At 43.8% G+C, this 11,149-nt stretch carries 13 protein-coding genes; 6 read left to right on the top strand and 7 right to left on the bottom strand.

The genetic code is table 11. From position 1 onward, the window contains the following. Positions 1 to 84: 84 nt before the first annotated feature. Positions 85 to 537, bottom strand: a complete 453-nt coding sequence (locus LKO26_RS01875; protein ID WP_227586106.1) for a lipocalin family protein — start codon at positions 535 to 537, stop codon at positions 85 to 87. 148 nt (positions 538 to 685) lie between these two features. Here LKO26_RS01875 and LKO26_RS01870 point away from each other — a divergent pair, with 148 nt between their 5' ends. Then, positions 686 to 1,438 (top strand): glycosyltransferase family 2 protein, encoded by a 753-nt coding sequence (locus tag LKO26_RS01870; protein ID WP_227586105.1) that lies wholly within the window; start codon positions 686 to 688, stop codon positions 1,436 to 1,438. Here LKO26_RS01870 and LKO26_RS01865 read toward each other — a convergent pair. The 5 genes from LKO26_RS01865 to LKO26_RS01845 form a co-directional block, all read right to left on the bottom strand. Then, on the bottom strand, positions 1,431 to 2,678 hold the full coding sequence (locus LKO26_RS01865) for a 3-deoxy-D-manno-octulosonic acid transferase (protein WP_227586104.1): 1,248 nt from the start codon (positions 2,676 to 2,678) through the stop codon (positions 1,431 to 1,433). The genes LKO26_RS01870 and LKO26_RS01865 overlap by 8 nt on opposite strands. Before the next feature lie 4 nt (positions 2,679 to 2,682). Beyond that, complete coding sequence (locus LKO26_RS01860; protein ID WP_227586103.1) at positions 2,683 to 3,156, bottom strand: DUF1648 domain-containing protein; 474 nt, start codon at positions 3,154 to 3,156, stop codon at positions 2,683 to 2,685. 9 nt (positions 3,157 to 3,165) lie between these two features. Beyond that, positions 3,166 to 3,876, bottom strand: coding sequence for a C40 family peptidase (locus LKO26_RS01855; protein WP_227586102.1), 711 nt, complete (start codon positions 3,874 to 3,876; stop codon positions 3,166 to 3,168). Between the two features lie 50 nt (positions 3,877 to 3,926). Continuing rightward, positions 3,927 to 4,574: an O-methyltransferase gene (locus LKO26_RS01850; RefSeq protein WP_227586101.1), complete on the bottom strand. Its 648-nt coding sequence runs from the start codon at positions 4,572 to 4,574 to the stop codon at positions 3,927 to 3,929. 95 nt (positions 4,575 to 4,669) lie between these two features. Next, a complete protein-coding gene (locus LKO26_RS01845; RefSeq protein ID WP_227586100.1) occupies positions 4,670 to 5,506 on the bottom strand; it encodes an OmpA family protein in 837 nt (278 codons plus the stop codon). 91 nt (positions 5,507 to 5,597) lie between these two features. Between LKO26_RS01845 and tilS the strand changes: the two genes are divergently transcribed. Next, a complete protein-coding gene (gene tilS, locus LKO26_RS01840) occupies positions 5,598 to 6,530 on the top strand; it encodes a tRNA lysidine(34) synthetase TilS (RefSeq protein ID WP_227586099.1) in 933 nt (310 codons plus the stop codon). 87 nt (positions 6,531 to 6,617) lie between these two features. Then, positions 6,618 to 8,696: a cytochrome c biogenesis protein CcdA gene (locus LKO26_RS01835; protein WP_227586098.1), complete on the top strand. Its 2,079-nt coding sequence runs from the start codon at positions 6,618 to 6,620 to the stop codon at positions 8,694 to 8,696. Positions 8,697 to 8,723: 27 nt separating this feature from the next. On the opposite strand, the gene LKO26_RS01830 is transcribed toward LKO26_RS01835, so the two are convergent. After that, a complete protein-coding gene (locus LKO26_RS01830; protein WP_227586097.1) occupies positions 8,724 to 9,077 on the bottom strand; it encodes a rhodanese-like domain-containing protein in 354 nt (117 codons plus the stop codon). Between the two features lie 156 nt (positions 9,078 to 9,233). On the opposite strand from LKO26_RS01830, the gene LKO26_RS01825 reads away from it, so the two are divergent. The 3 genes from LKO26_RS01825 to LKO26_RS01815 all read left to right on the top strand — a co-directional run bounded on the left by LKO26_RS01825 (position 9,234) and on the right by LKO26_RS01815 (position 11,142). Further along, a complete protein-coding gene (locus LKO26_RS01825) occupies positions 9,234 to 9,734 on the top strand; it encodes a hypothetical protein (RefSeq protein ID WP_227586096.1) in 501 nt (166 codons plus the stop codon). Between the two features lie 67 nt (positions 9,735 to 9,801). Next, a complete protein-coding gene (locus tag LKO26_RS01820; protein WP_227586095.1) occupies positions 9,802 to 10,338 on the top strand; it encodes a hypothetical protein in 537 nt (178 codons plus the stop codon). Positions 10,339 to 10,359: 21 nt separating this feature from the next. After that, the gene (locus tag LKO26_RS01815) at positions 10,360 to 11,142 is read left to right on the top strand and encodes an alpha/beta fold hydrolase (RefSeq protein ID WP_227586094.1); all 783 of its coding nucleotides are present in this window, start codon (positions 10,360 to 10,362) and stop codon (positions 11,140 to 11,142) included. The last annotated feature ends 7 nt before the right edge of the window (positions 11,143 to 11,149 follow it).

Raw genomic sequence — 11,149 nt, 5'->3', positions numbered from 1 at the left:
ACAGATTTCTGCAAGGGCATGGACATTTTCACGATGAAGCGTTTTTATTTCAGGGAAAACAGATTCCTCAGCGGGAAGATGCAATCAGTTAGTCTTGACCAGCGTATAGGTTTCTGAAATATATACATCATTCACCAGATCTACATTCTCAATTTTCAGGTTCATGGTAGAATCTGTAAGATCCAGTACCACTCCCTGATCCTGAAAGGTGATATAGGTAAGGGTAATTTCCCCGGTCTTATCATTGTACTCATAGTTGAGATTGCTCTGAAACTTGACATGACAACTGGTGTAGGTATCATCCTGCTCCAGTACGCTTCCTGTATTGTCTTTATTGAACACCCAGCGGGACAATTGCTGGCAGTCAGAATAGTAAAAGGTTTCAGACTGGGAACCGGTACTGTCTACCACCGTTTCCACCATCTTTACAGGCTTCCATGTTCCGGCTATTGACTGACCCACCACAGGATCATCATCACAATTGACCAACAGACCGATACTGAAAACAGCAGTAAGAAATAAAAGTATTTTTTTCATGAATAAATTTTATGGGGTTAAAATTAGCAATTATTTTAAAATCACAAAGCTAATATTACAAATAAGGTTATAAAAGTATTGTTTTTTAACAAAAATACAAACTTCCCATAGCAGGAAACTAAATCTTATATTTGCAGAAACGAATTTCATGGCCGAAGTTTCCATCATCACCCCGGTTTATAATTCAGCTGCCTTTCTGCAGCAAACCATAGATGCTGTCCAGCGGCAGACCTTTACAGACTGGGAATGGCTTATTACAGATGACTGCTCTACGGATGCCTCCCGGGAAATCCTACGAAATCTGAATGATAAACGCATTAAAGTTTACCACACCAAAAAAAACAGCGGTGCCGGATATGCGCGGAATCTTTCCCTGGAAAACGCAACAGGCAGATACATCACTTTTCTGGATGCCGATGATTACTGGAATCCCGAATTTCTGGAAGAAATGCTGAACTTCATGAAAAAAGAAAATGCAGAGCTGGCCTATTCCAACTACGCACGATGCGATGAAGAGCTGAACCCCGTGCTGGGTGACTTTAAAGCCGATAAAACTGTAACTTACCATAATCTGCTAAAGACCTGCCGCCTGTCTCTCCTCAGTTCCATGTATGACAGCAAAAGAGCGGGCAAAGAATTTTTTCCGGACGGGAGCAAGCGGGAAGATCACGTCATGTGGCTGAATCTGCTGAAGAGAATCCCCGAAGGAAAACCGCTGCCCAAAACCATGGCAAAATATCGCATGCACGCCAGCAGCATTTCGCGTAAAAAAACTAATATCATGAAAGACCAGTATCTCGTTTACCGGAAATTCATGAAATTTTCATTGCTGAAATCCTGGTATTACACCGCCAACTGGGCACTGAACGGCTTTATGAAATATTCCCGGCTGTTTAATTAGATTTACGATCCTCCAGAATCCTGGCCACTACTACTGCCGACGCATTGGGCTGTTCCGTGATGAAGGTTGCGGCATGCGCGCCCATCTCAGTCATTAAATCCCCGTCATTCAGCAGATCTGTAATAAATGATGCAGCGGCTATTTCATCTTTAAAGGATTTGCCTCCGTGGCGGGCAATCAATTCATCTGCTTCAGGATTTTTTTGATAATGATTTCCGAAAATTACAGGAACCCCAAATACTGCCGCCTCCAGAATATTGTGAAGTCCTCTGGTATGGAATCCACCGCCTACCACCGCCACATCTGCATACGCATATAACCGTGAAAGCAGACCGATACTGTCAATAATCAATATTTGCTGTTGATTTGCCGTAGCATGACCTGCTTCCATTTCTGATTGCAGCAATGCCCCCGGAAATATAGCTTTCAGATCATCTACCCGTTTCAGATCATGCGGGGCAATGATGATTTTCACGTCTTTGTTTCTGGCCGCAATCACTTGTGCCATGCGTTCCTCTGCTTCCCAGGAACTTCCGACAACCAACAGTTTGTGATTCCCGCGAAAACCGTCGATGCCCGGAATAAAATGATCCCGTTCACGCAGCTGCTTCACACGGTCAAACCGGGTATCGACGGAAATGGAAGACTGAGCCAGCCGCAGAGTCCGGGCCAATGCATAAGAATCCGGAGTCTGATGAAAAAACCAGTTCACATGCTTGCGAATCTGACCGGTGAACCATGACCCATAAGGCTTGAAAAACAACTGCTTCTCATAAAAAAAGGCAGATACCACATAAATTACCGTGCCTTTGTCATGCAGTATACGCAGCAAATTGTACCAGTATTCATATTTAACCGTGAAAAAAATATCCGTTTTAAAATGTCCAGTAAATTCCGCAACCTGAGATTCTGTATCCAACGGCAAGTAGCAAACCGCATCGGCAAGATGATTTTTCCGAACCACGTGGTCATAGCCGGAAGGTGAAAAAAAAGTAATCAGCACTTTATGCTCCGGAAAATGCTTCTTAAGTTTTTCCAGCACGGGCAATCCCTGTTCGTATTCTCCCAGGCTGGCTGCATGCATCCAGATGATGCGGTCAGAAGGCGAAAAACTTTGTTTCACAATGGCATTGCTCTGCCGCCGGCCGGCAAGCCCCTTCTTCAGTTTATAATTAAATAATGCACCGGCTTTCATCCCGAAAACCATGAGTGCCACAAATATATTATAGAGTAATCTCACGAAATCAGTTTTGGATATCTTTCCGGTTTGGGGATTCATTTGCCTTTCCGAGATAAATCAGCAACCCGATGATGCTTACAAACATCAACCCGATAACCATTCCCGGAGCTAAAGTAATTTGAGCCCCGCGCCCCAGCGCAGTTTCTATGGTAGTATATCCTATCCATGCAAAAATAAGCATCACCAGAGTGCAAAACAAGGCAATGAACCGCCTTACCGCTTCAGGACTTTTTTTGAAATCTTCCGGTAGATTAATTCTGGACGGTTGTGCATACATCCAACAGCAAATTCCGAAAAGAACTGTGGCCATGTCCGCCTCCAGCCAAATCAGGCTTTTACTGCCAAAACCATCGGGAGTTCCGTCCCCGCGGAAGTGAGAAGGAATTATTTCCGGAAGCTCTGCATAATGAACGGCAGGATATCCCCAAATAAATCCGAGCAGGATCACATTCAGCACTACCATTATTCTTATCAACATGACTTTGATTTAGGATATTCTCTTTATAAATCTGAGCTTATGGGTATGCTTATTCAGTTCCATATTAAAAATTCCGGAGGAATCCAGTAAATCAATCCGGACCTTTCCGTATGCATGGATGATTTTCTGATTGTCAAGCATCATTCCGACATGGATTATTCTACCCTCTTCATCTTCGAAAAATGCAAGATCACCCGGCTCACTTTCCTCCACAAAATCGAGCACCACCCCTTTTTCCGCCTGCTGCCAGGCGTCCCGTGGCAACACGGTGCCGTGCGCTTTATATACCAATTGTGTGAGTCCGCTGCAATCGATTCCGAAAAAACTGCGGCCACTCCAAAGGTAAGGCACATTGACGAAAAGCATAGCGATATCTGCAGGAGACTGTCTCTGCGAATGCTCTGCGACTTCGGGGTCCGTATCTAACTCGCTTCCCATGGATAATAATACCGGCCCGCCAGATACATCAGTAACCTGGAAAACGCTGCTCAATACGGTTGTTTTCCTCGTAGATATCACCTCATCTGTAACTGTTGAAATCTGCTGATGAGAGATCCAACCTTCATACCCGTCAAAATGCATCCGGATTTTACTGAATTTGTGACCTGCTTCCAGGATGTCTGCACTTTCGCCAAACAGCATCTGTGAAACCATTTCGGCGGTATGTGCAGGCCCGGCACGAAGCGGTGCCACAGAAACCGTGCAAATTGCTTTATTCATTCTACAAAACTTTATAATTCACCGGCGTGCACCGGAATTTCAGGTACTCATTATTTTTTTCTGAGCAGATTGATCCCGTCCCGCAAAGGTAAAATAAGATTTTCAAAATCTTCATCCCGTGCGGCCAGACCATTCAGTTCTTTAATTTTTTGTGTGGATTTCTGTTTGGGCTGCTCTTCCAAAACTTTGCCGTACCAGAGCACATTATCAAACATGACTACCGAACCGGATTTCAACCGGGGTTTGATGAGTTTGAAATATTCCACATAATTTTCTTTATCAGCATCAATAAAAACAAGATCGAAAACAGCATCGGTATTCTGCAAAAACGTTGCGGCATCCTGCAACCGGAAATCAATCTGCTCTGAAAATTCACTTTCGGCAAAATATTTCTGCGGCAACCAGGCCAGTCCTTCGTTGATATCGAGTGTAGTAATTCTGCCGTTTTCCTGTAAACCTTCGGCCAGACAAAATGTAGCGTAGCCGGTAAATGTTCCGATTTCCAGAACCTGCTCCGGGCGTATCATTTTGGAAATAATGGCAAGCAGCCTGCCCTGTTGGTATCCGGAAATCATATGCGGCTGAGTAGTTTTCTGAAAGGTTTCCTTTCGCAGCCTTCTCAGTATTTCAGGCTCGGCTGAAGCATGATTTTCCAGATAACGGTCCATTTCCGGACTTAATTCTTCAAAAAAACTCATTAAAAAAGGGTTTAATGCACTTCAAATGTAAAGATTTTAAAACAAAAAACCTCACAGACATAAGATCTGCGAGGTATTTTTGAGGAAATGAATGTTTAGTTTTTCACAGGAGCCACATCCATCAGTTTCATGAATTCATCAAGCTTAGGCATAATGATGATTTCAGTTCTTCTGTTTTCTGCTCTTCCGGAAACGGATGCATTGGTGGTCTTAGGATTATACTCACTACGTCCGCCGGCAGTAATTCTGGACGGATCTACCCCAAACTGAATCTGCAGGATTTTAGCCATAGAGGTTGCACGCAGTGCAGAAAGATCCCAGTTGTCTTTCGGCAGATTGTTGGAATTTAACGGAACATTATCTGTATTTCCTTCAATCAAAACAGAATAGGTGTCATAATCATTGATAACCTGAGCAACTTTTCCTAATACTTCTGCCGCGGCTGGCAGTACGTTGTAATCCCCTGTTTTATACAGCATTTTGTCTGATAATGAAATCATGACCACGCCTTTCAGCACCTTCACATCCACATCTGCATCTGCCACATTATCCAGTGAACGTTTCAGTTTGTTGGACAATGCCAGATTCAAGCTGTCATTTTTGGAATTGGTAGAAATCAGTTGTTTGATGTATTTATTGGAAGCATTAATCTCGCCGATGAGTTTATCAATATTGGCAGAACCCTGTCCGGTATTGGTCAGACAAGCATCCAGTGAAGATTTCAAGGCATCATTTTGACCTTTCAGCAAGGCGTTTTCGCTGCTCAGTCCGGCATTGGAAGATTTCAGACTTTGAATCTCACTCTGTCTCTCGCCCAGGGTGGCAATGCTCTGTTTGTAATTTTCATTAAGCGCGTCATACTGCTTCTGGCTCACGCAGGAGGTCATGGTGACCGCCACTGCGCCAATGGCCATTAATTTAAATACTTTCATATCATAAAATTTATATGGTCAAAATTACTGATTTCAATTTAAAGAATAGAATTATATTTGCTAAATATTCCTTAAAATAAGCCATAATAGCATGCTTAGCACAGTGACTTTCAGAGAAAAAATCCAAAATCTCTGTCCTGATTTTCAAAAGCAAAAATTCCTGCTGGCGGTGAGCGGTGGTCCGGATTCTATGGTTCTGGCCGATTTATTTTTGAAGTGCGGACTTCATTTTCAGGCAGCACACATCAACTACCGTATGCGGGATGATGATTCTGAGGCAGACCGGCAACTTACAGAAGATTTTTGCAGCCTAAATCAGATCCCGTTTCACCTGTACACCGTATCTGATGAGGAAAAACCAGCCGGAAAGTCCATACAGCTATGGGCACGCCATCTCCGGTATGATTTTTTCCGGAAGATTATGGCAGCAGAAGGGATTGATTTTCTGGTGACTGCGCATCACCTGAATGATGAACTGGAAACATTTTTGATCAATCTTTCCAGAGGCTCGGGTATTGCGGGACTCAGCGGCATCCCGGCGCAGGACAACCATATTCTGAGACCGCTGCTTTCTTCTTCAAAGAAAGAAATTTATGCTTATGCGGAAACGGAAAACATCCAGTTTCGCGAAGATCTGAGTAATCAGAAAAACGACTATCTGCGCAATGCATTCCGGAATAAAGCCGTTCCTGTACTGCAGGAAATTGTGCCGGATTTCCTGGTGCAGTTCTCCCACTCTATCCGGAATCTGCATGAAGCCGATGACTTTATTCAAAGAAATGTGCGTGCACTGTACGGGGAAATCCTGAAAGAAAATCTGGGTGAAAAATTCATCCTTGACAAACAAAGACTGCTGGCATCAGATCCGTTCCTGATTCGTGAAATAATACGCAGCCTGGGATTTACCGGCCAGGAAACTGAAAAAGTGATCCACGCTGAAAATGGTAAATTTTTCAGGAGCAAGAGTCATGAAATTCAAATCACGAAGAAAGATATTATCTGTCAGAAGAAACTTGGTAAGTAAATCTTAATCCTTATTTTAGCAGATTGAAAATTGACAAAAAATTTAAAGCCGGCTCATGAAAAAATCCGGTTTTGCAATATGATCAGAATGAAGTTTAGAAATTATTTAGTCCTCATATTACTGTTCCTTTTTCAGGGACTGTCTGCACAAATTAAAAATCCCGTAAAACTCACTTATGAAGTTTTACCTGTGGGTGAAAACCAGTATGAAGCTGTAATCACAGCCAAAATGGAAAGCGGCTGGCACATTTACTCCAAAGACCTGCCGCCCGACAGCGGGATTCCCACCGAGCTCATCATCACTTCAAAAGAAGGCATAGAACTGATTGGCGGTACAGTGGAGGTTGGAAAGAAACATGATGAATTTTCTGAAGCATTTGGTGCTCAGATTGTATATTATTCCAATTCCGCCAAATTCAAACAAAAATTCCGGCTGAAAACTCCCGCAAGACCTGCCACCATTATGGCAGAATTTACATACCAGACTTGTGACGACAGGGTTTGTCTGGCACCGAATACCATTGAATTTGAAAAAACCATTCCCGGAGATCCGGCCGCTGCGGCCACCACAGCTACTGTGGATGAACCGGAACAGACCGCTGAAAACACGATTGTGGCTGATTCTGAAACCCCGGAAGCAGCAGCAAATACAAAAGACCCTGTATCTGCTACCGCACTGGACCCAAAGGAACTGAAAATCAGCAGCCTGGATTATCAGAATCCGCTGACCGACTGTGGCGAAACCAAGCAACAGAATGATGAAAACTACCTCACCTATCTCATTCTGGGATTTCTGGGGGGAATGATTGCATTACTTACCCCATGCGTGTTCCCTATGATTCCGCTCACCGTTTCATTCTTTACCAAAGGGAATAAAAACAAATCCCGGGGAATCCGTGATGCCATGACCTACGGGTTTTTCATCTTTGCGATTTTTACCGCACTGAGCATTCCATTTCATCTGATAGACGGTATTGCGGGAAACATCTTCAATCAGATTTCCACGTCGGTGGGACTGAATCTCTTTTTCTTTGCCGTATTTATGATTTTTGCATTCAGTTTCTTCGGATATTTTGATATTACTCTGCCCAGTTCCATTGCCAACAGATCATCCAAGGCAGAGGAAGCCGGGGGACTGATCGGGATATTTTTCATGGCACTGACGCTGGTCATCGTATCATTTTCCTGTACTGGACCTATATTGGGCTCCTTACTGGGAAGTGCGGTGACCGGTTCTGCAAATGTACCTATGCTGCTCACCTTCGCCCTGGCCGGATTTGGTCTGGCATGGGCTATCGTATTCGGAATTCTGGCATTATTCCCTCAGGCGCTGCAAAGTTTGCCAAAATCCGGAGGATGGATGAATACCGTAAAAGTATTTCTGGGGTTTGTAGAATTGGGACTGGCGTTAAAATTCCTGTCCAAAGCAGATCTGGTATCCAAAACCTTCCTGCTGAAGCGCGAATTATTCATTGTGTTGTGGATCATCATCACCATCGGGATTATTCTCTATTTATTTGGTCTCATCCGCTTTCCGCATGACGATAAAAAAGCTAAAATTTCTACCGGCAGAAAAGCAGTAGGCCTCCTGAGCATCGGTTTTCTGGTGTATCTGGTTCAGGGACTGATTCCGGGAGAGCGGCCAAAATTACAGATGCTTTCCGGGATTCTGCCCCCGCTGAATGTGAGTTATTTTCATGATGTGGAAGACGGCATTCTGGGCATGAAACCGGAGCACGACTATTTTGAAGCTGTACAAACGGCACAGCGGGAAAACAAACCGATTCTGATAGACTTTACCGGTTATGGCTGTGAAAACTGCCGGAAAATGGAAGAATTTGTTTGGAGCGAGCCGGACATTCTCCCTATTTTACAAAATGATGTGATTCTGACTTCCCTGTATGTGGATGATAAGGAAGAACTGCCGGAGGAGCAGCAAACCCGTATTGATATGGGTAACGGGCAAATGAAGAGAATTAAAACCATCGGCGACCGCTGGAGTCTTTTTCAGCAGGTGAATTTTAATGACAATACCCAGCCCGTTTATGTTTTGGTAACGCCAGACGGCAAAGTAATTAACCATCCATTTAAAGGATACAACAGTGACAAGGAAGTCTTCAAAAAATTCCTGCAATGCGGCATTAATTATTATAAAAATTCCTATTAAAAATTCAGAGCTCCGGCAGTCTGTAGATTACCGGAGTTCTTTTTCAATATTTTCGGTATTGACTCCATTGGTCACATTACTGATCCCGTTTTCTTCCAGAATCTGCTTTGCCTCGCCTGCCCGGATTCCGCTGCGGCAAAAAACGATGACCGAAGGCTTATCCTGAAATTCAGCAATGCGGGACTCAATTTCCGAAAGCGGAATATTCACAGCTCCATTTACAGAGCCCTCCTCAAACTCTTCCGGTGTGCGCACATCTACCAGAAAAGCGCCATTTTCCAACTGTTCTTTTACGGTGGAGACCTTTCCTGCAGTTGTTACCGTACAGGACTGCAGCCCGAGCAGCGCACCTGTAATAATGATGAATACTATTCTTTTCATGTTTAAGATTGAAGGGTTAAAGATACAATCTTTGGCACAATCCGGGATATCACTTCACTGAATCCACTCCCCATCCTTTCATTAAATTTTGCCTGCGGACCTCGTTTTTAAGCATTAAACTCAGTAAAATTCATACATTTGGAAAAATACTCTTTCATGAAGAAAATTCCACTGATCATAGCAGTTCTGGCTCTGGCCTCGTGTAATAAAAATGCAGAAAAATACGAAACTCAGCGCTTGCAGGACACCCTGCGCATTATTGATTCCATTAATGCATCCCGCATGGCCTATAACGACAGCATCCGCGCGCTGAACAATAAAAATATCTACCGAAATCTCAGTGGCTCTCATAAAATTACACATAGTGAAATCAGCGGATCGGGAACGGTGAATTTCGTAAAGACAGGACGGGATGAATATGAAGTTTCCGGCAGCATCAGCAGTGGAAAAAACAAACTTCAGATTAACGGAAATATCGAACTGGTGACCGAGAAGTATCTGAATTTTGAAGGTAAAATCAAGCAGACCATTAACGGAAAATCTTTTAACCGCACCAAAAAAACCTCTTTTAAAGACGAAAAAACCGGACCGTACTGGAGACTGCAGAATAAAATAGGCGCTGACGGGTTCGTGGAATATATTGACATTCATTTTTAAAAACACACGGTGGCAACCTATGGTTTGCACAATATTTGTTGACCATAACACACCAAAACCGACCCAAATGAAGCTACTGCTCCTTTTATCTTCTGCACTGATGATCTGTTCCTGTAATCCAAAGGAAACCGGAATTACAGAAATCGCTCAGGAAAAACACGCCGACTCCGTAGGATTATCACAAACAGTGGACTCCACCAACCTGCAAACAGCAGAACCACAACCCGTAGCAGAAGAGCAACTTTACACAGCGCCCGGCAGCACCCTGAAAGACCTGAGCGGAACACACGGTCTTACGCTGCAATGGATAGACTGGGAAAAATGGGGCAGCATAAACTTCATTAAAACAGAAGGAAACCGCTACAAAGTTTCCGGCAAACAAATTAAAGGTACCGACTACCTGAAAGTTGAAGGCGAAATCACCCAGGTTTCTGATATTCAACTGGACTTTGAAGGAACTATAGAACATAAAGCGATGGGTGAAGAACCATGCATCCGTACCGGCGTGCAGACCTTTCTTGCTACCGGGAAAAGACAGTACTGGCGGCTTCAGAATATGGAACATTGTGACGGACTTACGGATTATATTGACATTTATTTTTAACATCAACCAAAAAACGAAAAGATGCTGAACTACGAAATATCCGGGAAAGGAAAAGAACCACTGGTATTGCTGCACGGCTTTATGGAAAACAACACCATCTGGAGTGACATGGAAAAGTACCTGGCAGACAATTTCTCCCTCATTAAAATTGATTTGCCCGGCCACGGAAAATCCGGAATGTATGGCGAAATTCACACCATGGAGCTGATGGCTGGGGAAGTACAAAAAGTGACCACACATTTAAATTTACCCCAGTTTCACTTGCTGGGCCACTCTATGGGCGGCTATACCTCACTGGCTTTCGCCGGTCAGTTTGCCGATTCCCTGAAATCATTAACCCTCTTTTTCTCCAGTTTCCTGCCGGATGATGAAGAAAAAAAAGAACAGCGCCGCAAGAGTTTCAGAATCATAAAGGAGGCCTATCCCAATTATGTAAAGGCAGGAATTCCCAATCTGTTTAATGCCAATGAAAAAGACATTCTGGAAGGCAAAATAGAACTGGCCAAAGAAATTGCACTTTCTACGGATACCGACGGTGTACTGGCCGCAGTGAAGGGCATGACAGAGAGAACCGGAAAGGAATCCGTGATGCAAAACTTTGAAGGAAAAATTCTGGTGATTGCCGGAAAGCATGATAACGCTGTGAAAACAGATCTGATGCTGAAACAGCTTCCGGATCGCACCAATATCAAAAGCTATCTGCTGGACTGCGGACACAACGGGCAGTGGGAAAAACCGGAAATCTGCGCTGCCATTGTGAATACCGAGCTGCTCCACAACCTGCCGAAGCATCTCATATTTTAGACTGAAT

The sequence above is a fragment of the Chryseobacterium sp. MFBS3-17 genome, assembly GCF_020687745.1.
Taxonomy (GTDB): Bacteria; Bacteroidota; Bacteroidia; order Flavobacteriales; family Weeksellaceae; genus Marnyiella.
This window is presented reverse-complemented; position numbering and strand designations above follow the sequence as displayed.

Coding starts and splice junctions, on each gene's coding strand:
- LKO26_RS01830 (WP_227586097.1), bottom strand. CDS start 9,077: ATGAAAAGAATAGTATTCATCATTATTACAGGTGCGCTGCTCGGGCTG.
- LKO26_RS01855 (WP_227586102.1), bottom strand. CDS start 3,876: ATGAATAAAGCAATTTGCACGGTTTCTGTGGCACCGCTTCGTGCCGGG.
- LKO26_RS01845 (WP_227586100.1), bottom strand. CDS start 5,506: ATGAAAGTATTTAAATTAATGGCCATTGGCGCAGTGGCGGTCACCATG.
- LKO26_RS01850 (WP_227586101.1), bottom strand. CDS start 4,574: ATGAGTTTTTTTGAAGAATTAAGTCCGGAAATGGACCGTTATCTGGAA.
- LKO26_RS01835 (WP_227586098.1), top strand. CDS start 6,618: ATGAAGTTTAGAAATTATTTAGTCCTCATATTACTGTTCCTTTTTCAG.
- LKO26_RS01870 (WP_227586105.1), top strand. CDS start 686: ATGGCCGAAGTTTCCATCATCACCCCGGTTTATAATTCAGCTGCCTTT.
- LKO26_RS01815 (WP_227586094.1), top strand. CDS start 10,360: ATGCTGAACTACGAAATATCCGGGAAAGGAAAAGAACCACTGGTATTG.
- LKO26_RS01820 (WP_227586095.1), top strand. CDS start 9,802: ATGAAGCTACTGCTCCTTTTATCTTCTGCACTGATGATCTGTTCCTGT.
- LKO26_RS01825 (WP_227586096.1), top strand. CDS start 9,234: ATGAAGAAAATTCCACTGATCATAGCAGTTCTGGCTCTGGCCTCGTGT.
- tilS (WP_227586099.1), top strand. CDS start 5,598: ATGCTTAGCACAGTGACTTTCAGAGAAAAAATCCAAAATCTCTGTCCT.
- LKO26_RS01875 (WP_227586106.1), bottom strand. CDS start 537: ATGAAAAAAATACTTTTATTTCTTACTGCTGTTTTCAGTATCGGTCTG.
- LKO26_RS01860 (WP_227586103.1), bottom strand. CDS start 3,156: ATGTTGATAAGAATAATGGTAGTGCTGAATGTGATCCTGCTCGGATTT.